The following is a 26,720-nucleotide window of genomic DNA, read 5'->3' as shown; positions in this document are numbered from 1 at the left end:
TGATTGCATGCATAGGAGGCTTAGCCTTATGATTCATTATTAAGGGAAACACACCTAAAGCAGATCACTTTTGTCATGGCCACTCCTTCTCCCCAAGCTCGCATGAGCACGCCTTATTTACACACACTACTAAGTGCACAAAAAAACGCCTACGATCGCCAGGGTATCCCTAGCTTAGAACACCGGTTGGCGAGCTTGGATACCCTGTTTAATATTCTAAAAGCCAATCAATACACCATTGCAGAGGCTATTTCTAAAGATTTTGGCCACCGTGCTCAGCAAGAAACCCAGTTAGCAGAACTGTTTTTATGTATTGATGGCATCCGCTATACCCGTAAACGATTAAAAAAGTGGATGCGGCCCCAGAAACGGTCCACATCTATTTGGCTCTTGGGCTCTGGCAATAGGGTAATTCCGCAACCCTTGGGTGTGGTGGGCATTATTGTGCCATGGAACTATCCATTATTTTTATGCATAAGCCCCCTCATTGGTGCCCTTGCTGCAGGCAACCGCTGCATGATTAAAATGGCTGCTAATTCATACCATTTAAGCCAATTATTAGAAGGCTTATTTGCTGAGAAGTTTTCAGCAGACATGCTCACCATTGCTCATGGTGCCAAAGGCGCAGAATTTTCCGCACTCGCCTTTGATCACCTCATTTTTACTGGGTCTAGCAACAGTGGCCGCCAAGTAATGCGCGCCGCTGCAGGCAACCTAACGCCGGTTACCTTAGAGCTTGGAGGCAAGTGCCCTACTATTATTGCTGCGGATTACTCAATCACTAAAGCAGCAGAACGTCTATTGTTCTCCAAGTGCTTAAACGCAGGCCAAACCTGTGTAGCGCCAGACTATGTCTTTGTTCCAGAGGGCAAGGTTGATGAATTTGTTACTGCGGCAAAAACCATTATAAGTGGCCGTTATGCCAGTATAGAAAGTGCGGATTATACGTCTATTATTGATGACAAGGCCTACCTGCGCCTTAAAAGCACGCTTGCAGATGCCATTAATCTGGGTGCAATAGCAACGGTATTGGTACCTAATAGCCAAGCTAATGAGGTTACTCGAAAATTTCCTCCTACCTTATTAACCCAGGTTAAGGGCACCATGAGAATAATGCAGGAAGAGGTATTCGGCCCCCTATTACCCATTATGGCGTACCGGCACATAGACGACGTATTGGGCTACATTAACAGCAAAAATAAGCCTCTGGCGTTATATTTATTTAGTAATGACAAGCCATTACAAAACAAAGTGATTAACAAAACCCAATCCGGTGGTGTATGTCTCAATGACGCCGCGCTGCATGTGGGCCAACACGACATGCCATTTGGGGGCGCAGGGGAAAGTGGCATGGGGCAATATCACGGCATAGAAGGGTTTATGGCTGTGAGTAAACTAAGGCCCATTTTTAAACAAGCGCGTTTTTCGTCTTTGTCTATGATGTACCCCCCTTATGGGAAAAAATTCGATAGACTCATTAAAATAATGTTACGACTCTAGGCAAGCAGCGAAGAGAAGGTGCAACACAACATGCCAATAACCCACCATAGCCTTTGGCGAGCCAATGCCAACAGTAACCTGATTAGTTCACCCCTTAGTAGTGATCTACATAGTGAGCTTGTGATTATAGGGGCTGGGTACAGTGGCCTTTGCGCCGCTCTGCACGCGGCTGAGCAAGGCATGCGCGTGCACGTGCTAGAAGCAAACACCGTGGGGCATGGTGGGTCTGGTAGAAACGTAGGGTTGGTTAATGCGGGGTTATGGACACCCCCAGATGAGGTTGAAACTGCGCTGGGCCAAGTTGCGGGAATCACACTTAACCATGCCTTAGCTGCGGCGCCAGAACTTGTGTTTTCCCTCATAGAAAAGCATCAGATTGAATGTGAAGCACTGCGCCATGGCACCTTACATTGTGCCTCTAACAACGCTGGCTTACGCCAACTCAAACAACGCCTTGCACAACAGGTGAAACGGCATGCCCCGGTGACATTATTAGGGGCGAGTGACACTTTGCAGCGCACTGGATCATGCCAGTTTTTAGGGGCTTTACTAGACCCCAGAGCAGGCACATTGCAACCGCTAAACTACGCCCTAGGCCTTGCGCACGCAGCTACAAGGGCAGGGGCGGTGATCCATACCCAGTCACCTGTCATTACCCATCAGCGCAAGGGTAACCACTGGCTGGTTAACACGGCCCATGGCAGCGTTACTGCGGATAAACTAATCCACGCCACAAACGCCTACGACACCTTGTTACCCCGCTCTACAGCATTTACTAGCGTTGATTATGTGCAATTTGCCACTCAACCACTCACGCTGCAACAAAGAGCCAGTGTGTTACCTAACGGTGAGGGGTGCTGGGATACTAATCAGGTGATGTCGTCGTTTAGAATGGATCAAAGTGGGCGTTTAATCATTGGTGGTGTGGGGTCCTTAGATGGCAAAGGCAAAGGCACTCACATTAACTGGGCTCACCGTAAACTTAGGGCCTTGTTCCCACAGATTACTCAATATAAGTTTGAATACATGTGGCACGGGCATATCGCCATGACCACTAATCATTTACCAAAAATCACCCAGCTTGGCACTAATGGTATTCGTTTATACGGCTACAGTGGCCGTGGTATTGGGCCTGGCACACTGTTTGGCAAGGCGGCGGCTCAGTGGGCCTTCAGTGGCAACGAAGATCATTTGCCAGTTGCCATAACAAACCCCAAGCCAGAAACCTATACCCATTTGAAGGCCACTTTTTTTGACATGGGAGCCACCCTTAGCCACTGGTTAAGTTGTCGGTTGTAGGCCTGAAAAAACTCAATAGGCCCACACCTAAAGTGAACTTCAGATAAGTAATGCAGCTTATATGAATAACGGAGCTTATATGAACAAGGTTGCTATTTCCCCACACGGCGAATTTATTAGCCTAACAGTTGCTGGCAATACCCATCGTTTTCATGCCCTGTGGTTAAGGGATAATGCATTAGACAAAGACACCCGCAGCGAAAGTAATGGCCAACGCCTGATTGCTTTGACAGACATTGATGCCAGTGTCCACATAAGCGCTGCCCAACTGCATAAAAATGACTTACAGATTACCTTTATGCCAGAAGGCAAAACCTTAGATTACCCCATTCAATGGTTGCTAAACCACAGCTACGATAAGCCCAAGAATGACACTAAGGGGTGGCACAATCCCAGCCAAACCCTTTGGGACGCCAGTTTAACACCCAACCTACCCAAGGCCAATTTTGATGCTGTTATAGCTTCGCCCGAAAGGCTAAAAATATGGCTTGAAAGCATCGCACGCTTAGGGTTTGCCAAGCTTAACAAAGGGCCTGTAGAAGCGGGTGCGTTAACGCAAGTGGTCGACTTATTTGGCTACCTTCGAGAGACCAACTATGGGCGTGTTTTTGACGTAAGAGTAGAAGAAAAACCCACCAACCTTGCCTATACGGGCTTGGCCTTGCAAGCCCACACAGACAACCCTTATCGTGACCCTGTGCCCACTATCCAAGTGCTCTACTGCCTAGAAAGCTCGGCACCTGGGGGTGACAATGTATTGGTAGATGGCTTTATGGCTGCCACCACACTGAGAAAGGAAAGCCCCCAAGGCTTTAATCTGCTGAGCCGTTATTGTGCCCATTTTGAGTATGCCGGTGAAAATGATGTTTGCTTACACGCTAAACGTCCCATCATTGAACTGTCAGCAGGTGGGCAATTACAAAGTATACGTTTTAACAACCGCTCTGCTGCGCCTTTCACCGACATTCCCTTTAAGCATATGGCAGACTATTATGGCGCCTATCGCCGTTTAGGTGAAATTATAAATGACCCAGCTTTGGAAGTGGGCTTTAGACTTAATCCTGGTGATTGTTTTGTCATCGACAATACGCGTATATTGCATGCTCGTAAGGCTTTTTCAGGTGCCGGTACACGGTGGCTGCAAGGCTGTTATGCCGACATGGACAGCTTACTTTCTCGTTTAGCTGTGCTTAACAAAACCCATAGCAACACCCCAACTGTTTAGGAGATCACCCATGGAGCGCCCTCAAAACACATTAACATCAAGCACCATTGTCGCTCACTTATCAGACATTTTTGGACACAGTGGCGCGCAACAATACCTTGGTGAGCCAGTCACTATGGCGCAGCATATGCTGCAAGCGGCGTCCCTAGCAGACCAGCAGGGGCGTTCTAAAACTGTGGTTGCCGCGGCACTCTTGCATGACATTGGCCATTTCACTAATGATTTCGGCACATTTTCTATGGCAGACACTCTTGACCTGAAACATGAAACTTATGGGGCTAATGTATTGGCACCATTCTTCCCAGAAAAAGTCACTCAATGTGTACGCCATCATGTCGCAGCCAAACGCTACCTGTGCGCAACTCGGCCAGCGTATTTCTCACAGCTCAGCGACGCCTCAGTGCACTCATTGAAACTGCAAGGTGGGGCCATGAATGCAGACGAGGTGTGTGAGTTTGAAACTAACCCCCACCTAAAAGAGATTATTCAGGTGCGTTTGCTTGATGACACTGGCAAAGTTGCCAACCTAAAGACCTATCCCTTTGTCTATTTTCAGACACTATTGCAGAGCTTGGTGGATGAGCACTGCGGTTAAATTATTAACCCATAAGTAGCTTTCTAATTTCGTCTAAACTGGCTGGATCATCAATGGTAGACGGCGCGACGTAGTCTTCACCGTTGGCAATATTACGGATGATCTTACGCAGAATTTTACCTGATCTGGTTTTTGGTAAGCGTGGCACAATGTGGGCACTTTTGAGCACCGCGATAGGGCCAATAGTTTTACGAAGCATACCTGCAATATCACTAGCCAACTGAGCTTCATCAATGTTTGCACCGGCTTTTAGCAACACTAATGCTATAGGCAGCTGGCCTTTAAGCTCATCTTTCACACCCACCACAGCGCACTCAGCTACCATGTTGTGGGCGCCCACTACCTCTTCCATTTCACCAGTAGACAACCTGTGGCCAGCAATATTAATGACGTCATCCGTACGGCCCATAATAAATATATAACCATCGCTATCTCTATATCCCCCATCTCCAGAGCTATAGTAACCTTTGAACTCTTTTAAATACGCGTCATTTAGGCGCTTATCATCTCCCCAAATGCCCACTAGACAGCCTGGCGGTAACGGTAGTTTGAGGACAATATTACCTTTATTATTGTCACCCATAAGGTGCCCTTCATCAGACAAAATGTGCAAATCATAACCCGCAATCACAACCGTAGATGAGCCGGCTTTAGCAGGCAGCTTATCTAGCCCAACGGGGTTAGCACAAATAGGCCAACCCGTTTCTGTTTGCCACCAATGGTCTACCACGGGCCTACCAATCGTCTCTACTGCCCAATCGTATGTGGGTGGGTCTAATCGTTCACCCGCCATAAACACTGTTTCTAAACTACTAATGTCATAATTTTTCAACAATTGGCCAGTGGGATCTTCTTTTTTTATGGCACGAAAAGCGGTGGGAGCAGAAAAAACAGCTTTAACCTTGTACTCTTCGATTACTCGCCAGAAAGCCCCAGCATCTGGCGTCATCACCGGCTTACCTTCGTATAAAATGCTTGTGCAGCCAGCCAACAAAGGGCCATACACAATGTATGAATGCCCTACCACCCAGCCAACATCAGAGACCGCCCAGAACACCTCACCAGCGCGCATATTGTAAACTGCCTTCATGCTATAGTTGAGGGCTACTGCATGGCCACCATTATCTCTCACAATGCCTTTAGGCTTACCTGTGGTACCTGACGTATAGAGAATATATAGCGGATCTGTTGCTTTAACTGGCACAGCGTCTACTGCTTTGGCTTGGGCCATAAGTTGTAGCCAATCGTAGTCACGGCCAGTGTGTAATATTGCCTGCAATTGGGGCCTTTGCAAAATAACCACACTTGGCACTTTGTGTTGTGCAATGTCTAAGGCTTCATCTAACAAGGGCTTATAGGCAATAATTTTGGCCACTTCGATGCCACAAGACGCACTAATAATGGCTGCTGGTTTTGCATCATCAATACGCACTGCAAGTTCAGCGGCAGCAAAACCACCAAACACCACAGAATGAACTGCACCTATACGCGCACAAGCCAGCATAGCAATAGCGGCTTCCATCACCATCGGCATATAGATTACTACTCGATCACCTTTACCAACACCTTGATCTCTTAAGGCTCCAGCAAACACAGCAACGTGCTCTAATAACTGCCTATAAGTAAGACTAGATTTGCTGTTGGTCACAGGGGAATCGTAATGAATGGCGACCTGATCACCACGGCCATTAGCCACATGATGGTCTAGCGCCATATAACAGGTGTTCATTACACCATCGCGAAACCACCGCCCAGTAGGTAGTTCGCTGGTATCTACACCCACAGTAGGTGTTTTAAACCATGCCAGGCGCTCAGCCTGCTGCTTCCAAAACACAGTGGGTTGGTTGTGGGCCTGTTTATAGGAAGCAGCGTAGCTCATAAACTTATTCTCGATTAATCAAAATCATTAGCGTGTAATAGTACCCGAAGCAAGGCAGAATTAATCTACGACATTGGGGTAAGACCACTCGCGTTAACCGGAACAATGGGTGGCAATAAAGTCTTCTGCACAAGCAAAAATCAACGTCTTTCGCTCCTCATCCATTTTTTCTAAGGTACTTCGCATAAACGACAAACGTGGATTATTTTTTAGCATTCCCATATTGCGGCTAACAAAACGCCAATATAGGCCATCTACCGTGTTGCACCAGTCACCTTTTTTATAGTCACTCATCTTCAAAATGTAGTTAGACCCGCAAATATAGGGTTTGGTGGCAAAAATACCACCGTCTGCAAAAGTGCCCATGCCAAACACATTGGGTGTCATAACCCATTCTGAAGAATCAATATACATTTCCATAAACCAATGATAAACCTTATCTGGGTGAACTTCACAAAGGGTCATTAAGTTAGAAATAACCATTAGTCGGTTGATGTGGTGGGTATAACCAAAGCGATCAGAAAAATTGATTGCATCATCTAACGGTGGGATGCCAGTTTCACCAGAGTACCAGCTACTATTTAACGCGCCAGAAAAATTGAAAAAATTACTTTTAAGCTGGGTTTCTCCATGATGCTGATAAACCCCTCTTATAAACTCTCGCCAGCCAATAATTTGCCGTAAAAAACCCTCTACAGAATTTAACGGCACATGGTTTTGTTCGGTATAAGCCAATACCTTATCAATAATATCATTGGGTGTAATTAACCCCATATTTAATGAAGGACTTATGGCCCCATGAAACATGAAGGTATTCTTCTGTAAAATGGCGTCTTCATAGATCCCAAACTTTTCAAACTTAACCTCTAAAAAGTAATCTATGTTCTCTAGCGCATCATGCCGGGTTAGGGGCATCCACACATCATCCATTTGGCCTGGGTGATGAGAAAACTTAGCCGCTATAGTGGGCTTTAATAATTCAACATACTGCGATTCACTGGGTGTGTACAGATCAGGTAACGCTAGCCCTTTAGGGATCTTTTTGCGGTTATCTTCATCAAAAGACCACTGTCCTCCTAAGGGTTTTTGATTCTCATCCATAAGGATATTGAGCTTTTTACGCACTTCTTTATAGAAGTTACCCATACGTAGCACTTTAAATTTCTTATTTAAGGCTAAAAACTCTTCTCGCTCCAACAGAAACATGGGCGAAGGCAACACCGTTAGAGGCAGCTTTTGCTGCTCCGCAAAAGCTTTTATTCGGGCTTCAAAATCTTTGTCTTCTATTTCAAATATTATCAGAGACTTTATACCAAGGTCTAAAATACAGGCCGCTAACTTCTGTTCATAGGGTTGGTCAAAGCTAGGCTGCTCAATAGCACCATACTCAACCCGTAAACCATTGGCCTGAAGCTCGTCACGTTTTTCTCGCATAGCCGCTAAAAACATTAGTATTTTTAACTTATGATGCTTTTCATAGGTACATAGGCCTAGATCTTCTGCCATAAATACAGCGCCAGCCTCAGCAGCTTGCATATTTTCTAGGGGAAACAATTGATTACCCAACACAATTAGTAGGCTGTTATTTTTCATATATGAGGTATACCCTTTGTTAAAATGTTTCGCACCAGCTGGAGGCAATGTGATGTATTACAGGGCCCCTTCGCTGTCTATTTTACTGGTTTTGTTTAGCCTATTGTGTTCGAAATGGTCTCCAGTTACGCCTAATATTTAGCATTCGTTTGTCGCTGCAAACAATGATACAGAATAGGCTATATATTAATTTAATGAAAGCAGGCGCATACTATAAAAAGCCGGGTTAGGAGTTACAGCCGTGATTGATCGTAAAAAACGCTACCTCAACCAAGATGCAGCTGACGTTGCACTTAAAAACTCTATAAATGAAGCCACCATAAGAAAGGCAAGAGACTACCGACTAAAACGGACGCGCCAGGTGCTGCAAGACAATGACATCGCTGCAGTGCTGCTATATGACCCCTGCAACATTCGCTACGCCACAGACACCTCCAACATGCAACTGTGGACCATGCATAATCTGTCTCGCTATTGCCTTATATTTTCTGACGGCCCTGTCATATTATTTGACTACCACAACTGCGCTCATTTGCACGATGAAAAGCGCTTACCCAATGGGCAACTCACAGTAAATGAGATTCGCCCAGCAATTGTATGGGCCTATTTCGCCGCAGGTGAACGTGCGCCAGAACAGGCCATGCGGTGGGGTGCAGACATTGCCTCGTTAATGCAGCAGTATGGTGGCGGCAATAAACGCCTAGCCATAGACATTTGTGAACAGCTAGGCATTGCCCAGTTAAATAAACACGGCATTGAAACCCTCTCTGGCATGGAGTACATGGAGCATGCGCGTGGCATCAAATCGGCCGAAGAATTGCAACTAATGCAATGGACCATTACCGTGTGCCAAAAAGGTATGGAACGTATGTGGGACCACTGTGAGCCTGGCATTAGCGAAAATGAACTTTGGGCACACCTACACTTTGAAAACATTCGTAACGGCGGTGAGTGGATAGAAACCCGAATTCTCACTGCAGGTGAGCGCACTAATCCGTGGATGCGAGAAAGTTCCGACGCTATGATTCAAAAAGGCGACATCGTCTCTTTCGACACTGATTTAATTGGCCCCTACGGCTATTGCGCTGACATTTCTCGGGCGTGGATTGCGGGGCACGAAAAGCCTACGTCAACTCAGCAAGACATCTATGACATTGCCATGGAACACATTACCTATAACATGGGTTTACTTAAAGACGGCTTGGCCTTTCACGACTTTGTAGATCGATCTTGGAAGCTGCCAGAACGCTTTGCCCCCAATCGGTATTCTTGTTCCGTGCATGGTGTGGGCCTAGCTGATGAATACCCCTGTATTTATCACCCACAAGACCACAATAAAGTAGGTTACAACGGCCACTTTCAGGAAAACATGGTGGTGTGTGTTGAGTCTTACACTGGGGGCGTTGGCGAGAAGGAAGGCGTAAAGCTAGAACAGCAAGTACGCATTACCAAAACTGGGGTTGAGCTTTTATCAGACTTTGCTATTGGGTCATTTAACTAGCTCATCGCCAGTATAAGGGACACTTAAATGTCTGAACTTTGTTTTACGCCAGCCCATCAATTACGCAGCAAGCTGCTAACTCGGGAAATTAGCGCCCGGGAGTTATTAGAAGCCTTTATAGAGCAAACCCAGCGTTATAACCCAACCATCAATGCGTTGGTTACAGTGAACTTAGAAAGCGCAAGGCAGCAGGCAGAGGTGGCTGATCGGCAATATACCACGGGTGCTAAACCTTTAGGATTGCTGCATGGCTTACCTATCGCTGTTAAGGATGTATTTGCAACACAAGGCATACGTACCACCCTAGGCAACCCCCACTTTGCTAATCACACCCCAACTCAAGATGACGTGCTTGTAGCTCGAGAAAAAGCCGCTGGAGCAATTATTTTAGGCAAAAGTAACACCCCAGATTGTGCCTCAGGTGGCGTGACCAGTAACACTATTTTTGGCCTTACCCTAAACCCATGGAACCTAGACAAAACCACCAGCGGTAGCGGTGGTGGCGGGGTTGCTAGCCTAATGAGTGGCATGGTAGCTCTGGCCGACGGCAGCGATATTGGTGGTTCTGTGCGCTCGCCCGCTGCGTGGAGCAATTGTGTAGGGTTTCGCCCAAGCTCCGGCAGAATTCCAGGCCCACCGGGCTCCCTCGCTGATGGAAACACCAGCACTGCAGGCGCCTTCACTCGCTGCGTAAAAGACACTGCCTTGTTCATGGAAGCGTGTGACGGGCCTGATTTACGTTCAGCAACGCCTTACCCTTTTGCGGGCCAGAGGATCACTATGGACGCATTGGATAGTCTACCAATGGGGATAACAGCATCTTGGTCTGCAGAGTTTGCTAAACGTAATATGGAACCAGAAATAAGCTCCTTGTTTGAAGCTCATAGCCGTGTATTCGAAGGCTTCGGGCTGACTCTTTCCAGTACAGAGCTGAACCTTGGCAGCAGTTATAGGCAACTCTACAGTGATTTTAACGCCTACAGTTATGTCAAAGGGTTGCCTGCCCAAGTACTTCACGACTGTTTACACAAAAGGCCGGTGAAACCGAGCATTCAAGCTAATGTTGATCACTACATGAGCATGAGTGCCCAACAAATTTTTAATATGTTTAGAGCTAGAGAAATACTGCGGGTTAACACACAGATATACATGCAAGACCATGCCGTTATCATCACCCCTGCACACAACTGCTTCGCTTACGGGGCCAAGGATACGGCTGGGCAAGGCATGTGCGATTGGTCTGCTTTCTACCTTGCACCCCTGCTAGGCTTACCCTCAATTGTTGTGCCTTGTGGTTTCACTAAAGATGGCATGCCACACGGTGTCATGATCACTGGCCGCTACGGGGAGGACCTGCTGGTGCTACAAATAGCGGCCGCGTTTGAGCGCAACACAGGCTACGGGCAACAACGGCCTAAGTTACCGCTTGAGTAGGCTGCCAGCCGCTACACCGCCAACAATTAAAGCCGCTGCTACAGTGGCACGCAGGCTTACAACTTCCTGCAAAAATAAAGCGCCCAATATCAACGCAAAAACCGGCACCAACAACTGCGCTAGAGCGCCAACAGTGACATCTAACTGTGGTAAAACCCAGTACCATAAAGCGTAACCCAAACCCGACATCATAGCCCCAGACACCAGCGCTAACAGCACACCACTGAAGGTGATTAGAACACTATCACCGCTTATTAACAGGGCTAAGAGAGTAATAGGTAACACATAGATAAAATTCCACGTACTGGTGAGCAAAGGGTCACTTACCTTGCGTCCTTCAAGTGAGTAAAGCGCCCAGCCAAAAGCGGCCACTAGCATCAGCAACACACCGTTGAAGGGTAAGTTAACCTCTTTATCTGGCAAAAACAGTACCACTAATCCTAGCAATGCAATGACCGTGCCCAACCATTGATAGGCAGATAGACGTTCGCCAGAAAAAGCTGCAGCAGCAAACATCACTACTTGCACCGTGCCAAATAAGATCAGGGCACCAAGGCCTGCGTCTAGATTCACATAGGCATAGGAAAAACCCACCATATATGCAGCAAGACCAACAACGCCTTTGAATTGTGGGGGTTTAGCTTTAGGAAGACTTTTGTTACGCCAAGCTAATAGTATGAACAGCGCTAACGCACCAAAAGCCACTCGCAAGGTAGCAAACTCTCCTGGTCCAATTAATTCATACTGTAAAGCACCACGATTGAGCAGTGAATTGGCAGCGAAAGCCAACAAAGTGACAAGACTGAGTATAATAAGTCGCATAATTGTAGTTTAGTATAGGGCTTTCCCTAGTTATTCCCATTCCATCTGTTGGAATACGCGTAAGGCGTTACCTGGAGCGATGCCTTCGTAGTTAAGTAGGTGGCTAAAGGCAGACTGGTCAACGGTACGAATGTCGACCAAGTCGCCATCATTGTCTAGGAATTCTCTGACACCCTGCCTCAGATGAACTAAATAATTATAAGTTTGCTCACTAAGCTTGGGGAGCGTACTTACTGCGCCATGACCAGGAATAACCTGCTGTGCCGGCAATTGAGCCATCACCTCAAACACCTCAACCCAAGACTGGCTATCAGACACCTCGATTACACCCAACATACGGTCACCATAGGCAATGTCGCCCGTAAATAGAATTTTTAAGGTAGGAATATAAACCCAACTGTCACCGGGCGTGTGAGCTGCACCTTGATGCTTAATGTGAATTTCTAAACCTGCATGATTTAAGGTGTAGGTTTGGTCAAAGGTAATGTCAGCAGTGACTGGTTCGAGATTCTGCATAGGGTTTTGGCCTGTAGCGCCGGTTAACCCTTGTATTTGATCCCCTGCTCGTTCATCTTGATCGTTAACAGCTGCACTACTGGCAATAATGCGGGCACCTTGTTGAGCAAAATACGCATTACCTAACCAACGATGGTCTTGGCCACCGGTATTGATAACAGTCGTAATAGGCAATGAGGTCGTCTGGCCCACTTCGGCTTCAATGGCCTTGGCTGCCTGCGTACCCGCTCCACTATCGATTAAAAGCACCCCTGTATTGCCAACAATAAAACCAAAATTAGCATTATTGCCTAAGTTTTCAGCACTGCGGTTCCCCGTCTCACCAATAATTGCGTAGACAGGGCCGCTGATGTGTTGAGTAGTAAATTTAGCATTGTTAGCTAACACCATTTGACTCATGCAGACTAAAGAGATGCCAAGCCCTAAAAGAATGACCAGGGAACCATTACGTAAAAGGTTTACCATACTCAGTGACCTCACAATAATTCTTTGATACTACCTAAATAGCCTTAGATCATACACTGAAAGCAAACCGCTTGCCCTTTAGCCAGCCGAAGGAAAATCACGGGTCTCGTTCACCCTCAGCTCTGTGGCTACTAAGGTCTGCTCCCTAACCAAAACACTGGCAGACTAAGTGGGTTGCGGCATAATACCTGAGTAGCTGATACCACTCAATAAGGCCATGTCGCGGTGCCAGGTTGCTAAATCCTCTTGAGTGAATTTTCTTAAAGCATCATGCCCACAGGCTCGCGCCATCACTTGCATCAAGAGGGTTGAGGATTGAAAAAAGTTTTTAAGTTGATGAGCCGATTTTTCGACATTCAACCGCTGCCGTAAATCTGCTTTTTGAGTGGCGATTCCAGCAGGACAGTTATTAGTATTACAAATTCTTGCAGCAACACAACCGATCGACTGCATTGCGCTATTGGAGATCGCCACACCATCGGCTCCCAAAGCCATGGCTTTAACAAAATCCATGGGCACTCGCAAACCACCCGTAATGATCAAAGTGACGTTACCACTTGCACCCTGCTCGTCTAAATACCTGCGGGCCCTTGCCAAAGCAGGAATCGTAGGCACACTGATATGGTCCCTAAACATTTCAGGAGCAGCCCCTGTGCCACCGCCGCGCCCGTCAAGAATAATGTAATCAGCGCTGGCATCCAAAGCAAACTGAATGTCTTTTTCAATATGGTTGGCACTGAGCTTAAAGCCAATGGGAATACCACCCGTTATTGAGCGCACTCGATCAGCAAATTTTTTGAAATCTTGAGGAGAGTGTAAATCTTTAAATGTGGGTGGTGATATAGCCGCCTCGCCAGCTTTAATACCACGTACTTCAGCAATTTTACCAACATTTTTATTGCCAGGAAGATGCCCCCCTGTGCCTGTTTTGGCCCCTTGACCTCCTTTGAAATGAAAGGCCTGAACATTTTTTAGCTTCGATTCATCATACCCAAATTGGGCACTAGCAAGTTCATAAAAATAACGTGAATTGGCTTGTTGCTCTGCAGGTAACATGCCCCCTTCGCCAGAACAAATACCGGTGCCAGCCAATTCAGCACCCATTGATAAGGACAACTTAGCTTCCTCTGATAATGCACCAAAACTCATATCTGAAACAAATAATGGGGTCTTTAAAATGAGTGGCTTTTTAGCTCTGGGGCCAATCACTAATTCACTATTGACCGCCACATCTTCAAACAAAGGTTTACGTGCCATCTGTGCTGTCATAATCTGAATATCATCCCAGTGAGGCAACGCGTGACGGGGCACCCCCATAGATACCATGGGACCGTGGTGGCCCATGTTAGATAAACCGTCTCTAGCCAGTTGATGAATAAACTCAACCGTAGGCTCTTCTTTTGTGGCGCTAACAAGTGGTATTTTAGAGGCGTCAACTCCCAAACCTGGGCCTTCTTTGCCTATTGCATTGTCGTCAAATTGTTTATGACTGCCATCGCAAAATGGTGAATTTGAAGAATGTTTACACTGACACAAATACGCATCACCTGCCTCCTCTGCCACTAGCTGCTGAGGTTTGAAGTCAGTGCCGACATGGGAGCCATCACAAAAGGGTTGCTGACTCGATCGCCCACAGGTACAAAAGGCGTAGGCCTCACCTTTGGCAAGGGTGACTTTAACAGGTTTATTATTAGCAACTAAAGGTCTCATCTATTATTTCTCTATCTGGTTTATATGCATTTAAGTGCAAAAAAAGACTACCAAGAGCAGTCTTTAAGGGACTCATTAACACTAAGCGTCTACTAAACTGACGCTCGGTCATGGGGTTGCATAAAATCAATCACTGGGCCTGCAGGTATAATCAAGGTGGGGTTAATGGTTTCATGACTGCCATAATAGTGGGCCTTACAGTGCTCTAAGTGCACCGTTTGCGCTACACCAGGCACTTGATATAGGTCCTTCAGATAACCCCACAGGTTTGGGTAATCTACAATTCGACGCAGATTACATTTAAAATGCCCTACATAAACGGCATCAAAGCGCACCAAGGTGGTGAAAAGACGCCAGTCTGCTTCGGTAATGGTGTTGCCCGTTAGATAACGCTGCTTGTCTAACCTCGCTTCCAGGGTATCAAGACCATTAAAAACATCGGCTACGGCGTCGTTATAGGCTGCCTCAGTGGTGGCAAATCCCGCCCGGTAAACCCCATTATTAATGTTGGGGTAGATAAACTCATTCAATTCATCAATTTCTGCAAGGAGTTCGGGTGGGCAGAAGTCTCCAGCAATAGCGCCTACACCATCAAAGGCCGAATTAAACATGCGGATGATTTCAGGTGACTCATTACTCACAATAGTATGCGTGTGTTTATCCCAAATCACTGGCACCGTCACACGACCCGTGTAGTCTGGCATGGCTGCCGTATAAATTTGGTGCATCCTAGTGGCTTGGTGTATCGAGTCGCTAATCACCCCATCCCCTGGTTCAAAGGTCCAGCCCTCATCACCCATAAAGGCATTCACCACCGACATAGAAATCATGGTGTCTAGGCCTTTTAACTGGCGGTAGATCATGGTGCGATGGGCCCATGGACACGCCAGTGATACATACAGGTGATAACGATTAGGTTCTGCTTTAAAGCCGCCAGTGCCGGAAGGCCCTGCACTGCCATCTGCTGTAATCCAGTTACGAAAACTGGGGGCTTTGCGTTCAAAACGCCCACCCGTGGCTTTAGTGTCGTACCAATCAGTATGCCACTCGCCATTAACAAGTAATCCCATTGTTATCTCCTAAAATCTATTGTTTCTAAAATCATCATAAGCCTGCATTACTTCAGCTTTGGTGTTCATCACGAACGGCCCACCTCGGGCAACGCTTTCGTTAATCGGTGTGGCGGCCACTAATAACAATCTTGCCCCTTGGGGCGCTGCCGTTAAACTGACATGGTCGCCATCATCCAGCACACCGAGCCGTTTGGCAGGTAAAAGGCTCACTTTGTCTCCCACCAGCACATGGCCTTCGATGACATAAATAAAGGCCGTATCACCGGCTTTGATCTGTTGTTTAAACTCACTGCTTGGCGCTAAAGTAATGTCCATAAAGGTGGGCTCAATGTCGTGCCTTAGCACCGGCCCAACACTACCTTCATTTGTGACGCCCGCAACGATCCTCACTTGAGTGCCATCGTCTCGTTGCTCTAAAGTTACGTCTTGAGCCACAAACTCCTGGTATTTTGGCTCACACATTTTGTCTTTACTGGGTAAGTTCACCCACAACTGAAAACCTGCGAGCAGACCACTGTCCTGTTCTGGCATTTCTGAATGCACAATGCCTTTACCTGCCGTCATCCACTGCACGCCATGGGCCTCAATAACCCCTTCATTGCCTATGCTATCTTTATGGCGCATACGGCCGGCTAGCATATAAGTAACGGTTTCGAAGCCTCTGTGTGGGTGGTCTGGAAAACCACCAATATAGTCCAGCGGTTTATCACTGCCAAAGGCATCTAACAGCAAAAACGGATCGAGCATATTTAACTGCGGGGTGCCAATAATACGGGTCATTTTAACCCCGTCGCCATCTGAGGCTGGCATGCCGGGTGTGTTAAACTGCAGTTCTCTTGATGCTAGGTTGGTATGTTTAAAAGCAGTCATAAAGAGCTCTCTCAAATTTATTTACGTTTGGGCAAACTTTACACGATTATCTAGGGCATAGGCACCTGGCCCATGGGCAATCAACAATAAAAAACCGCCTGCAATAGTGACGTTTTTCATAAACATGATCATTTCTGATTGGTTACTAAAGTCATTATGGAACAGCGCCGCTGACACCACACAAAAACCGGCTAAAGCCACACTCATTATCTTTGTTTGCCAGCCAATAATGATCGCCAATCCCCCTAATACCTCAAGAGCAATTGCAAGGGGCAAAAGAGCACCCGGCACCCCCATGGCGTCCATATAGCCCTGGGTGCCTGCGAAGTTGCCAATCTTGCTCAAGCCCGACATAAGGAACATCATTGCCAACAGTAAACGACCAATGGGTGCAGCGAACGTAGATAGATTATTCATGATATTACTCCATTTTTGATATATTTTTGTGACTTATTCAGTCCATTAAATTTGCCTTGTCGACCCTTTTGTCAGGGTAGGTTTTGGCTTTAATCACGCTTATAAAGGTTAATTAAATTAAAACCAACCACCAAATGATTATTAGCAAAAAGGGAACAACGTTTATGGATAAACCATGAGACATTTACATTCCCTATTTAACTAATAATGCTTAAGGTGTGTTTCACCCTTTGAAATCTCAAGCCCAACTTTGCTTTACTTTGATTTTCCAAATGCTGCTTGTTTTTCTTTGTCGGTTTTGGCTTCATATTCTGCAGGCGTTAGGTTATGCCAACCAATACAATTTCCAGTGGGTGATCTGCCACATCCACATGTGCCATTTTCATTTCTTACATTTGTCATAATTTTTTCCTTCTCTCATTAAAAATCATTATGGTAACGGGGAGTGTTAGCAACAACTAAGAGGGCCTAAAGTAATTTATTGCTCACAGCAAGACTATACAGTTTGACTAAATACAGAAAAACATAAAGAATATGGAAACATTGTTCGTGAATTGAGAACTATACCTATGGGCCAGCTAGAAAATATGCAGGTGTTTGTAAGGATTGTTGAAGCGGGAAGTATCACCAAAGCTGCAGAGCAACTTAACTTGGCAAAATCTGCCGTTAGCAAGCGGCTTAGTGACCTGGAAAGTAGATTAGGGTCCAAGCTCATCAACCGCACTACGCGCACCTCTAGCCTCACTGAGGCTGGCCACCAATATTACCAGCGAGTTCAACTACTATTAGGTGAAGTAGATTCGTTGAATGGTGATATAGCGCGTGAAAACAAAGTATTGACAGGATCGTTAAAGCTGGCTGTACCATTGACTTTTGGCGTTACTCATCTCACACCCGCTATCGACTTATTTATGCGCCAGCACCCCGAATTAAGTATTGAGTTAGATTTTTCTGACCGTAAAGTAGACCTCATAGAGGGTGGCTACGATCTAGCATTTCGTATCGGCTCCCTGCCAGACTCTAGCCTAAAGGCCCGAAAAATAGCACCCATTAAGCATGTTATCTGCGCCAGCCCAGATTATCTCAAGCGCCAAGGTGTACCAGAAAATCCAGCACAGTTAAAGCATCATAAAATACTAAAGCGGCCGGGCTGGCCATTGGCGGGCATGCCTTTATGGGACCTTGAGGGGCAGAAACATCTCGTTAATGGACAGTCGAGCCTTATTGCTAACAACGGCAATGCGATGACGATGCTGGCCCTCACCGGCCATGGCATTATTATGTTGCCAACTTTCTACGTGTGGGAGTCACTACAACGTGGAGATCTAGTACCCATACTAGAGAACTACTCAATGACCACCATACACGCTTATGCAATTTACCCAGCCACCCGATACCTGCCAAGAAAGGTTAGAAGCCTGATTGATTTTCTTGTTGAGCGCTTTGGTGACACACCCTATTGGGATTAGCTAAACCCGTTATGTATTGGCAGATGATCGTTTGAGAGTAAGTAACGCCACGCCAAAAACAATTACAGCACCCCCAAGTAACATAGTTTGATTGATAGGTTCCCCTAAGAACAACCAGCCACCAAGGATAGAAAATACAGGCAGCAAAAGCAAATACGGCCCTGCTTGAGAAGCTGGATATCGGCCCAACACATGATACCAACAGGTATAGCCAAGCGCTGTCATCACGATACCTAGATAGGCCACAGCACCCCATACAGCGATGCCAGCATGGGTAATATGATACCAATGTTGGTCTTCAACAATGAGAGAAGCCACAAACAATTGGGGGGCGGCAAACACTGAAACCCAGGCAATAGTGCCCATACCAGAAAGCCGGTTGGGTTGGCTTTCTGTTAAACGGCGCATTAAAGCTTGGCCTAAGGCCCACATAAAAGCCCCACATAGAGTCAAGCTAATACCGACCCATTTGCCCACTAAATTAGGCGCACCGGTAAGAATATAGATCCCCACAAAGGCAACAGCTAAGCCTACCAGCTGGCGTATGGTTAACCGATCTCCTAGCCAAGCAGCGCTAATGAGCAATAAAAATGGTGTTTCAATTTGAACAATTAAGGCTGTTGTACTTGCGTCTAGTAACTTTAAGCCATTATAAGACAACCCATATTGCAGGGTAGAACCAACCAGAGCCACCAGCGCTAAAGACTTACGCATACCTTTTGGTACCGGCACAAACCACACCAATAATAAGGCAGTCACTGAAAACCGCAGTGCCATGAGCAAAATGGGTGGAAACTGATCAACTGCAGGTTTAGCAATCACTAACCCCATACCCCAAATAAGCGGCACCATGAGGGCAATTAACACGTCAGATAGTTTCATATGCTAAATTTCAGTTTTGTAGCTACCTGCTAATAGCTAAGTTGAACCTGCAAGTAAATGCCAATGGTGCCTGCCAAAGGCAGTTGAGCTGTTTCAAAGGCCCTTATCCTCTCCGAAAAATTCTCTGGTAGCAATAATACATAAATTCTATTAATTTTACCTGTGAGTAGGCTGACCAACTTAATCAGTGAAATTTTGGTTATATTGTCATTCACCGAACTACCGTTCACGTCACCCAGAGCAACCAATTGAACATCAAAAGTCCTCAGTACCTGCGCACCTAAGCAACACCCAAAGCGCACTAGACAAAGGTTATAGGCAGAGGTATTGTTATTGGGTGGTTAACAGAACACTTCGATTGGGAAAAAATATTATGGTTAAAGGTTATTTAATTGCCTTAGTAAAAATGACTAATAAAGAAGATTTTGTAGGCAATTATAGCTCCAAGGTTGCAGACATATTTGCTCAATTTGACGGCAAGGTTTTAGTGCGAAGCCCAAGTGCAACTCATCATGAGGGACGCCAGTTTGACGTTCATGTAATTGCAGAATTTCCAAGTGTAGAAAAAGCCACCCAGGCGCTAGAGAGCCCAGGTTACACTGCAATAAAGCCCCATAGATTAAGCAACAGCGACATAAACTACGGCTCGTTTATGTTAGTACCCGGCCTAAAGTAGCTTTACACCCAATAACGGCACAGTGTCACCCCAGCGAGGCGCCAAGCTTAGATACCCATCACCACGTTATCGGTTGGCCATTCCAATCAAGGTAAGAAAGTGCGCCATCCAGCTCGGCACTGGCCATGATCTGGGACAGTTGTGAAGCAACAAATGCGGGTGAAAAAAGTTTGCCACTTGGCACTGAGGCTTGAAAAGGTTTCGATAAACTAGTGTCTGTAGTGCCCGGATGAAACGCAATTAACTTAACGTTTTTGGCGCGTCGGGCATATTCAATCGCCATGTTCTTCAAAACCATATTTAATGCTGCCTTAGAGGCTCGATAGGAGTGCCAGCCTCCCATATGGTTATCACCTATACTGCCAACTCTAGCGCTCAACGTAGCCACGATGCACGGGGCCTTACCTTTGAGAACTTTAAATAGTAATTTTAACCAGAGCGCAGGTACCACCGTATTGCTTTGGAATATTTCATGTAAGGCCTGCGCGTTAATGTCCTCAAGGCGCTTTTCTGGCCATATTTTTTTTGAATGCAGCAACCCATGACAAATACACACTCTGCCAAAGTTGCCCGCATAAGATTGCAGCTGATCTGCAACTTCTGCCATTGGCTGCTCGTCATATTCCGTTTTAATCCAAACCAACTTACTTGCCAAGTTAGGTAGTACCAGTAGAGCCGCAGATTGCTCCTGGCTGCTCACCGCGAAGACACAGGTGATAGCAGAATCACTTAAAAAATGAGCTACCAAAGCTGAACCTAAACCACCACTGGCACCCAATACTAATGCGCTATTAGAGGTATCGTGGGTCATTTTGAAAGGCTGCCATCTTCACACCGCTCACAGCGAGGCTTGCCCGTGACAAGTGACGATATACGGTGGCGATACTTAGCAAAAAATCGATACCCTAACTGAGCTATTTGCTTAAAAATAGGCCAACGAAGAATGGCTACCCAGTGGCGTTTGCCTACTAAAGCCCATGAGTGATAGGTAACATCCAAACCGTATATCATGCTTCCATCACTCCACTGACCATGCAATATTAGGTCCGCTTTTTGCAGTTCTATGTGGGGAAATCGCTCACTAAAGAAAGGTGCATAAATGTCTTCAAAGGACAGTTTTTTACCACTGTCTAGTCGCTCAAGATGACCGATTTCAGAAGCACATAGAGGGCAACCCCCATCAAAAAAAATAGTTAATTCTGTCAATTTTAAAGCTCCATCTACATAAAGATAATTATTTAACGGCCCAGATTTTAAGGCTGGTAGTCGGCAACAAACCCATTAGTAATTTACGACACCACATTCAAAGACGTTGGCAGGAAATAGTCCCTATTTTGGGTTATTTACTCTTAGCTGACATCTCGAAAATTTTGCCATAATAGAACCACTCCAACTACCTTAACCGCAAACAATCCAAAAAAAGGCAATATTAGGTCATTAAATGAGTAAAGCAACAAGATCATCTCTAAGTCGATCCATAAAAGGCCACATAGCACTATTAATAGGGCAATATTAGCGTACCTAAAAAATAAGTCCGCATAAAACGAGTAAAGATAAAACACAACAGCAACAATGGCAAAAAATAGCCTAGCGTAACTCAACGAGTCTGAGACACCTTTACCAAGCAAGCGCTCATTGTAAATGCTCACAAGATGATATTCTGGGTAATAAGCAACAGCCACAGCCCAGATCCCAAAGAGCGACAACACGAGCAGGCAGCGAGCCCGTATTCTTGGCCGAATGTCTTCTAATTTGGTTTCATTAATCTTATTTTGCGGGAATAAAGCGTCCAGCTCTTCTTCCGTCACCCGAATATCATCTTTCATAAGAAACCCTCAAAAGTACCTTCCTAGGGGAGTTGTATTAATTTATTAGCTCTGCTGCTGCGCATTAATAAACCTGTGCCCCTCAGCCCAAGCAACGAGTACTGATCTACCTTTACACCGCGTACTTTCGTTTGATATAGGTAAGTATAGTGGTTTAAAAGTAAGCTTCCCAACGAATAGATTGCCTTTATCTACAGCCAGAATACTTGCCTTTTTATCTATACATGTCTTTAAAATGTAACGTTCTTTATTGTAACGGGCTAGATGAGTTGATAACAAGCTTTACATGAAAGATAGCTGTTATGGGGGTTAACTAACCTACTCAGTTAGGACAAACTTAGTTATGGATAGGGTGCGATTAGCCATAATGCTTGAAAATATAAATAACGGTACGAGGTTAGCATCCATAATCACGGCTCTACTTAAATGGAAAGGACTATTTAAATAATTACCAGCATACTAAGGTGCAGAACCACAACGATAATTGTCAGCGACAAACGTAGGCGCCAGTATGCTTTGCCTATGCCACCAATCACATGTTCCACACATAATAAGCTGACAAACCCAGCCATTAAAAGAGCCACCGAGTATACTGCCCATTCGGGTGCAACATAACTCATTAGCACTGCACACCAAGCACTTAAAGAGAGCATATTACTCAGTAAGACAGCACACTTCGCCAAATACTGTTCATTAATTCTCTGCCCGTGTGCCCATAATGTGCCAGACATAAAACTTAAAATAACAGCACTGTAGGTTATGAACATGTAGGAAGCAAAGTGGGGTGGCACCATTTCATGGTAAAACACTATGCCAAACCATAGTTCACATACCATTAGGCCAAGAGGAAAAATGAAGGGTATTAACCCTGCATAACCTAAAGCGCGCATGAAATTTTGTAAAGAAGGGGGTGGATTATTTAAACTTATGGTCATAATTCGCCCTTACTTGTGCCCGATTGCAGCGCAAGAGTACCTCCTATTACAGCTGTTCTCAAGCACCTTGTTGCTGCTTGCTGCACTATCGTGCTGTGTGGTAACTAAAAGCGTAGATTCAGCATACTGGGTTGGACAAGACGCCAGCGAGTATACTATCATCGGTGAGGTTGCGGCGCCTTTGTATATAACGCCGAAAGGTTAATACCAAGGTACACCGCGCATTAATCATGCCTAATAATAAGAAGAAGAAAACCAATGTCCTTTATCAAAAAACATGCAGCTCGGCTGCTATTAGGTGTTCTGTTATTTGCAGCTACAGCCTATTTGGCTATAGGTTTCTATATTTACTCCACACTAACCCACTCTGACTCAGGCTGTGGACTTGATTGTGCTAACACACCCAATAATTTTACTGACAACTGGGCGCCCTCTGATTTTGCCTTTGATCAATATCAGGTTAATTACTGGGAAAATCACCAATATGCTGGGGGTGATACAGGTATCACCCTTGATGCCTGGTGGTTGCCCGTAACCACTGCCGGCGCAGGCAATGCTCCAGTAGTCATTTGCTTACACGGCGTTCGCTCCAATAAATACGATCAGGATATGCTTACCGTAGCAGGCATGCTTCACCAACAAGGCTTTAACGTATTGCTATTTGATCAGCGTGACCACGGTGACTCCAGCATGGAAGACGGCCGTGTAAGCTTGGGCACCAGAGAATACCGTGATGTAATAGCCAGTGTTGACTGGTTGATTAATGAACAGAATATTGCTGCCGAACGCATTGGTCTCTATGGCGAATCTATGGGAGCCAGTACAGCCGCTATTGCCTTTGGCATGGATAAGCGCATCCAATCTGTAGTGTTGGATAACGGCTACCTTGATCTGCAAGTACTGATCCGTGAAGAGTTGCAATACCAAGGCTTTCCTACCTGGCTAGCACCCGGTGCAATCTGGGCAGGAACACTGTTCGCAGGAGAGTCGCTTCTGGACCCTGCCCCATCATTGGCTTTTATTAATCATTACAACCGGCCCATGTTCGCTATGCACGGCACAGCAGACACACGAGTGTTACCGCACCACACAGCCGATATGGCAACCTTGGGTCAGCAGCAAGGTGCAAACCTTTCTACCTGGTTTGCAGAGGATGCTGTGCATTCTGGCGTCAAGTACCTTTACCCACAAGAGTTCTCCAGCCGCGTAAGCACTTTCTTTGCTAACAGCCTAAGCGGCAAACGGATACCTAATCAAGATTGACCAAAACTTCCTCCACCAATACGTCTGTTAAAGCTAAACTGTTAGGCGTATGCTTCGATAGAGCCTTGAGCAAGGTCACACAAACCCAGTAAGCAAGTTCGCTGTCGCCGGCAATTTACCTCAGTAGCAAACTGATGTCGTAAATCACATTTAGTCATCGCAGGAGTTGAGATGGTTATGAGAACACAAATCCCCCTTAAGCATACTGCTTACACTTATCGCTACTCAGTTGCACTAAATAGGCATCACATTTTATTTTTCTGTATGGTGTTGAGTGCCCTTTTTACTTGGCAGGGTGCATTGGCGGCTGATGCTGCGATGAAGGCGGGGACTATTGTTGTGGACGACTCTAATGGAGTTTGGTTTGATCGGTCACTGGAGGTTCGAGGCATTCAAATCGTAGTGGCTGGTGCTGTCGGTGGTCAGAAATCTGTGCCTAATAAGTGGGTAGAAAAAACGGCGCAGACGCTTAAACTGTTAATCAATTCTTCGGCACCCAATATTGAAAAGACTTTACAAAAACGCCTTGTAGCCATCTTAGAAGGGGCCCCCGGCACTTCGCACCAGGGCTACAAAACAGGTCAGCGCATTGGGTATGGCGGGGGCAATTCCTATCGTCCAAACCCATTACGTGATAATGGTGTTCGGCATTATAAAGGGTATGAGGCCTGGTTGGATCGTACGGTTCAAAAAGATATGGTCTGGTATAAAAATGTAGATAGTTTACACACAGGTGATGATGACATAGTTGAACTGCTCGAGCATTTAATGCATACAATCCACTCTTTTGGCTTGCCTGGTGCGGTTAATGGGTCCTTAGATGCGCTAACTTGGGATTCTGAGCGCAGGAGAGATTACCATAAGCAAGAACTTTGGCTGGCAATGAAAGAGGCGATTAATAATAGCGTATTCAATGTTTCTGATTATGGCAATGGTGATCCGCGAGGTCATATGAGTTCCGTGATGATGACAGAATATATGTATTTATTAAATTTCAGTATGTGGGAGTTTGGTAAAGAATTTTGGGGTGACGGTGGGTCGCTGGCGCCGGAATGGTCGAACAAAGCAAGAACAGCAAAGGGGGTTCGCAAGCATAATCCACTTGGGTATACATTGTTTATGACTTACTTTAACCCTGTTTTAAGTAAACCTGATATAAAAACCCTGCGCCGTATGTTCAAAAATCATGATAGAGGTGAATCGGGTTATGTGGCAGAGTAATTTTAACTCCATCGATTATCAAGAGGCGCTTGCAGGACTTAAGGACTGCAAAAACCTTTGCAGTTTGGCAAGCATGTATTCTCTACTTGGATATACCGTGTAAATATCCACCATGGGGAGCGCTCCATTCACTGCTAGGGAAACTCTGAATAAATAACTATATTCAACACGGTACTCGAACTTCCATCAACATCACTCATATCCAATTCTATTTTTCCCAAAATGGGCCAATTTATCCTCTACCAACCCTGAATAATGCCGTTTTGGTATATTCTGGGCGCACTAAAACGGTTAAGTGCCCAATTCATGCCGTGCAATCCAAACATTGCACAATGCAAATAGGTTTTTCAACTGAGCTGTGTTTTTCGCCAGTCCACGATAGCGCACTTTAGTAAAGCCAAACTGACGTTTGATTACTCAAAACGGATGTTCAACTTTGGCCTGATGTTTCGCCAACCATTTGTTGGTGCGCTTTTCACTATTATTTAAATGCCCTGCAGGTTTTCTTGGGTCAGTACGTGAGCACAGGGAGGTTCAGTGTTTCTCAGCCTTAGATCATGCCAATAGTCTTCCAAACGCACAGGTAATAAGCGCGATGAATGCACAGCAGATCTACGATTTTTAGTCCGTAAGGATTGAATCACACGAGGCTTACTATAGTAACTTTTGAGGGCTGCAGGAATAACTCGTGAAAAGTAATAGATATTACCCTTCAGATACGTATATGCAGGATGCTTAGGGGGGATTTGTGTCATCAGTTATGTCTACCGTTCCATAGGACTGGAGTTAATACAGTAGATATTTCAACAACTTACCTGGTCATTGCTGGTGAATATTGGCGGTGAGAGAGGGATTCGAACCCTCGGTACCTTGCGGTACACACACTTTCCAGGCGTGCTCCTTCGGCCACTCGGACACCTCACCATTTGAAGGCGCAGATTCTATGCCTTTGCTGTGTAAAAAGCAATAAAATTCAACGCATTAATGCCAATGTTTAATGAATTCTTGGCTACTTAATACTGGCGCTGGCCTAGGTGTTACTGAGGGCATGCCCATATAAATCATAGCAATCATTTCTTCAGACTCTTTTAGGTCAAAGGCTTGCGTTATTGTGGGGTGACTCACTACCCATCCAGTACGCCATACCGCACCAATATTTTGCGCAAAGGCAGCAAGCAACATAGCACACCCGGCAGCCGCTGTGGCCTGTATTTGTTCTGCTCTTGGCACTTTAGGGTGTGGTGTTGGGCTTGCTATTAATACTAAGATACTCGGCGCACGGTGAGGCATTTTAATACACCGTTCCAAGGTTTGTGGATCGCTGTCTGGATCACGCTCTAGTTGTGCTTTTTGCAGAAGTCCCCCCAACTTTGTAAGGCCCTCACCCGTTACCATGACACTGCGCCAAGGTTTAAGATTTCCATGGTCTGGCGCTCTAAGCGCAGCTTGCAACATCACTTCTACCTGAGTTTCTGTCGGCCCTGGGGATTCGAGTCTCTGGATCGAAACTCGATTGAGTAAACCATGTAATAATTCCATAAAAATATCT

The 26,720-nt window shown here is 45.8% G+C and carries 26 protein-coding genes, 1 tRNA gene and 1 pseudogene; 10 read left to right on the top strand and 18 right to left on the bottom strand.

The window, feature by feature from the left end; translation table 11 throughout:
• Positions 1 to 75: 75 nt before the first annotated feature.
• The 4 genes from ABXT60_RS03765 (at position 76) to ABXT60_RS03750 (ending at position 4,619) form a co-directional block, all read left to right on the top strand.
• Positions 76 to 1,500 carry a coniferyl aldehyde dehydrogenase gene (locus ABXT60_RS03765; RefSeq protein ID WP_443631425.1) on the top strand — a complete coding sequence of 475 codons (1,425 nt, stop codon included), beginning with the start codon at positions 76 to 78 and terminating at the stop codon, positions 1,498 to 1,500.
• Positions 1,501 to 1,530: 30 nt separating this feature from the next.
• Positions 1,531 to 2,799 carry an NAD(P)/FAD-dependent oxidoreductase gene (locus tag ABXT60_RS03760; protein ID WP_443631424.1) on the top strand — a complete coding sequence of 423 codons (1,269 nt, stop codon included), beginning with the start codon at positions 1,531 to 1,533 and terminating at the stop codon, positions 2,797 to 2,799.
• A 79-nt stretch (positions 2,800 to 2,878) separates the two neighbouring features.
• Positions 2,879 to 4,024 carry a 2-trimethylaminoethylphosphonate dioxygenase gene (gene tmpA / locus ABXT60_RS03755; RefSeq protein ID WP_443631423.1) on the top strand — a complete coding sequence of 382 codons (1,146 nt, stop codon included), beginning with the start codon at positions 2,879 to 2,881 and terminating at the stop codon, positions 4,022 to 4,024.
• Between the two features lie 10 nt (positions 4,025 to 4,034).
• Positions 4,035 to 4,619 carry an HD domain-containing protein gene (locus ABXT60_RS03750; RefSeq protein WP_443631422.1) on the top strand — a complete coding sequence of 195 codons (585 nt, stop codon included), beginning with the start codon at positions 4,035 to 4,037 and terminating at the stop codon, positions 4,617 to 4,619.
• A 4-nt stretch (positions 4,620 to 4,623) separates the two neighbouring features.
• On the opposite strand, the gene ABXT60_RS03745 is transcribed toward ABXT60_RS03750, so the two are convergent.
• Positions 4,624 to 6,498, bottom strand: a complete 1,875-nt coding sequence (locus ABXT60_RS03745; protein WP_443631421.1) for a propionyl-CoA synthetase — start codon at positions 6,496 to 6,498, stop codon at positions 4,624 to 4,626.
• Between the two features lie 93 nt (positions 6,499 to 6,591).
• The gene (locus ABXT60_RS03740) at positions 6,592 to 8,091 is read right to left on the bottom strand and encodes a cryptochrome/photolyase family protein (RefSeq protein WP_443631420.1); all 1,500 of its coding nucleotides are present in this window, start codon (positions 8,089 to 8,091) and stop codon (positions 6,592 to 6,594) included.
• A 241-nt stretch (positions 8,092 to 8,332) separates the two neighbouring features.
• Between ABXT60_RS03740 and ABXT60_RS03735 the strand changes: the two genes are divergently transcribed.
• Both ABXT60_RS03735 and ABXT60_RS03730 read left to right on the top strand, forming a co-directional pair.
• The gene (locus tag ABXT60_RS03735; RefSeq protein WP_443631419.1) at positions 8,333 to 9,592 is read left to right on the top strand and encodes a M24 family metallopeptidase; all 1,260 of its coding nucleotides are present in this window, start codon (positions 8,333 to 8,335) and stop codon (positions 9,590 to 9,592) included.
• Between the two features lie 27 nt (positions 9,593 to 9,619).
• Positions 9,620 to 11,026, top strand: a complete 1,407-nt coding sequence (locus tag ABXT60_RS03730) for an amidase (protein ID WP_443631418.1) — start codon at positions 9,620 to 9,622, stop codon at positions 11,024 to 11,026.
• On the opposite strand, the gene ABXT60_RS03725 is transcribed toward ABXT60_RS03730, so the two are convergent.
• The 7 genes from ABXT60_RS03725 to ABXT60_RS03695 form a co-directional block, all read right to left on the bottom strand.
• Positions 11,012 to 11,848 (bottom strand): DMT family transporter, encoded by an 837-nt coding sequence (locus ABXT60_RS03725; RefSeq protein WP_443631417.1) that lies wholly within the window; start codon positions 11,846 to 11,848, stop codon positions 11,012 to 11,014. The two genes, ABXT60_RS03730 and ABXT60_RS03725, sit on opposite strands and share 15 nt — an antisense overlap.
• A 30-nt stretch (positions 11,849 to 11,878) precedes the next feature.
• On the bottom strand, positions 11,879 to 12,829 hold the full coding sequence (locus tag ABXT60_RS03720; RefSeq protein WP_443631416.1) for an MBL fold metallo-hydrolase: 951 nt from the start codon (positions 12,827 to 12,829) through the stop codon (positions 11,879 to 11,881).
• 165 nt (positions 12,830 to 12,994) lie between these two features.
• On the bottom strand, positions 12,995 to 14,539 hold the full coding sequence (locus tag ABXT60_RS03715) for a glutamate synthase-related protein (RefSeq protein ID WP_443631415.1): 1,545 nt from the start codon (positions 14,537 to 14,539) through the stop codon (positions 12,995 to 12,997).
• 92 nt (positions 14,540 to 14,631) lie between these two features.
• On the bottom strand, positions 14,632 to 15,609 hold the full coding sequence (locus tag ABXT60_RS03710) for a glutathione S-transferase family protein (RefSeq protein WP_443631414.1): 978 nt from the start codon (positions 15,607 to 15,609) through the stop codon (positions 14,632 to 14,634).
• A gap of 9 nt (positions 15,610 to 15,618) precedes the next feature.
• Entirely contained in the window at positions 15,619 to 16,482 is an 864-nt protein-coding gene (locus ABXT60_RS03705) for a pirin family protein (protein ID WP_443631413.1), read from the bottom strand.
• A 21-nt stretch (positions 16,483 to 16,503) separates the two neighbouring features.
• Positions 16,504 to 16,899 carry a DoxX family protein gene (locus ABXT60_RS03700; protein ID WP_443631412.1) on the bottom strand — a complete coding sequence of 132 codons (396 nt, stop codon included), beginning with the start codon at positions 16,897 to 16,899 and terminating at the stop codon, positions 16,504 to 16,506.
• A 255-nt stretch (positions 16,900 to 17,154) separates the two neighbouring features.
• Positions 17,155 to 17,301, bottom strand: a complete 147-nt coding sequence (locus ABXT60_RS03695) for a hypothetical protein (protein ID WP_443631411.1) — start codon at positions 17,299 to 17,301, stop codon at positions 17,155 to 17,157.
• A 167-nt stretch (positions 17,302 to 17,468) separates the two neighbouring features.
• Here ABXT60_RS03695 and ABXT60_RS03690 point away from each other — a divergent pair, with 167 nt between their 5' ends.
• Complete coding sequence (locus ABXT60_RS03690) at positions 17,469 to 18,368, top strand: LysR family transcriptional regulator (RefSeq protein ID WP_443631410.1); 900 nt, start codon at positions 17,469 to 17,471, stop codon at positions 18,366 to 18,368.
• A gap of 9 nt (positions 18,369 to 18,377) precedes the next feature.
• Here the strand turns inward: ABXT60_RS03690 and ABXT60_RS03685 are convergent, their stop codons facing one another.
• Positions 18,378 to 19,250: a DMT family transporter gene (locus ABXT60_RS03685; RefSeq protein ID WP_443631409.1), complete on the bottom strand. Its 873-nt coding sequence runs from the start codon at positions 19,248 to 19,250 to the stop codon at positions 18,378 to 18,380.
• Positions 19,251 to 19,623: 373 nt separating this feature from the next.
• On the opposite strand from ABXT60_RS03685, the gene ABXT60_RS03680 reads away from it, so the two are divergent.
• A complete protein-coding gene (locus ABXT60_RS03680; protein WP_443631408.1) occupies positions 19,624 to 19,926 on the top strand; it encodes a DUF1330 domain-containing protein in 303 nt (100 codons plus the stop codon).
• 58 nt (positions 19,927 to 19,984) lie between these two features.
• On the opposite strand, the gene ABXT60_RS03675 is transcribed toward ABXT60_RS03680, so the two are convergent.
• The 4 genes from ABXT60_RS03675 to ABXT60_RS03660 form a co-directional block, all read right to left on the bottom strand.
• Positions 19,985 to 20,737 carry an SDR family NAD(P)-dependent oxidoreductase gene (locus ABXT60_RS03675; RefSeq protein WP_443631407.1) on the bottom strand — a complete coding sequence of 251 codons (753 nt, stop codon included), beginning with the start codon at positions 20,735 to 20,737 and terminating at the stop codon, positions 19,985 to 19,987.
• On the bottom strand, positions 20,734 to 21,132 hold the full coding sequence (locus tag ABXT60_RS03670) for a thiol-disulfide oxidoreductase DCC family protein (protein ID WP_443631406.1): 399 nt from the start codon (positions 21,130 to 21,132) through the stop codon (positions 20,734 to 20,736). The genes ABXT60_RS03675 and ABXT60_RS03670 overlap by 4 nt, the downstream gene beginning before the upstream one ends.
• A gap of 143 nt (positions 21,133 to 21,275) precedes the next feature.
• Positions 21,276 to 21,752 (bottom strand): hypothetical protein, encoded by a 477-nt coding sequence (locus ABXT60_RS03665; protein ID WP_443631405.1) that lies wholly within the window; start codon positions 21,750 to 21,752, stop codon positions 21,276 to 21,278.
• A gap of 440 nt (positions 21,753 to 22,192) precedes the next feature.
• The gene (locus tag ABXT60_RS03660) at positions 22,193 to 22,687 is read right to left on the bottom strand and encodes a DUF3429 domain-containing protein (RefSeq protein WP_443631404.1); all 495 of its coding nucleotides are present in this window, start codon (positions 22,685 to 22,687) and stop codon (positions 22,193 to 22,195) included.
• A 258-nt stretch (positions 22,688 to 22,945) separates the two neighbouring features.
• On the opposite strand from ABXT60_RS03660, the gene ABXT60_RS03655 reads away from it, so the two are divergent.
• The gene (locus tag ABXT60_RS03655; RefSeq protein WP_443631403.1) at positions 22,946 to 23,950 is read left to right on the top strand and encodes an alpha/beta hydrolase; all 1,005 of its coding nucleotides are present in this window, start codon (positions 22,946 to 22,948) and stop codon (positions 23,948 to 23,950) included.
• A gap of 177 nt (positions 23,951 to 24,127) precedes the next feature.
• Positions 24,128 to 25,171 carry a hypothetical protein gene (locus ABXT60_RS03650; protein WP_443631402.1) on the top strand — a complete coding sequence of 348 codons (1,044 nt, stop codon included), beginning with the start codon at positions 24,128 to 24,130 and terminating at the stop codon, positions 25,169 to 25,171.
• Between the two features lie 291 nt (positions 25,172 to 25,462).
• On the opposite strand, the pseudogene ABXT60_RS03645 reads toward ABXT60_RS03650, so the two are convergent.
• The 4 genes and pseudogenes from ABXT60_RS03645 to ABXT60_RS03630 form a co-directional block, all read right to left on the bottom strand.
• Positions 25,463 to 25,618: pseudogene (locus ABXT60_RS03645) on the bottom strand (transposase); the annotation flags it as partial.
• 38 nt (positions 25,619 to 25,656) lie between these two features.
• Entirely contained in the window at positions 25,657 to 25,926 is a 270-nt protein-coding gene (locus tag ABXT60_RS03640) for a DUF6538 domain-containing protein (RefSeq protein ID WP_443631401.1), read from the bottom strand.
• Positions 25,927 to 26,007: 81 nt separating this feature from the next.
• Positions 26,008 to 26,095, bottom strand: a tRNA-Ser gene (locus ABXT60_RS03635).
• 57 nt (positions 26,096 to 26,152) lie between these two features.
• A complete protein-coding gene (locus ABXT60_RS03630) occupies positions 26,153 to 26,710 on the bottom strand; it encodes a nitroreductase family protein (protein ID WP_443631400.1) in 558 nt (185 codons plus the stop codon).
• Positions 26,711 to 26,720: the final 10 nt, after the last annotated feature.

Source organism: Candidatus Njordibacter sp. Uisw_056, assembly GCF_047730085.1.
In the GTDB taxonomy this organism is placed as follows: Bacteria; Pseudomonadota; Gammaproteobacteria; order Pseudomonadales; family Balneatricaceae; genus Njordibacter.
The sequence above is the reverse complement of the archived record's forward strand: the minus strand, read 5'-3'. Positions and strand labels throughout refer to the sequence as shown.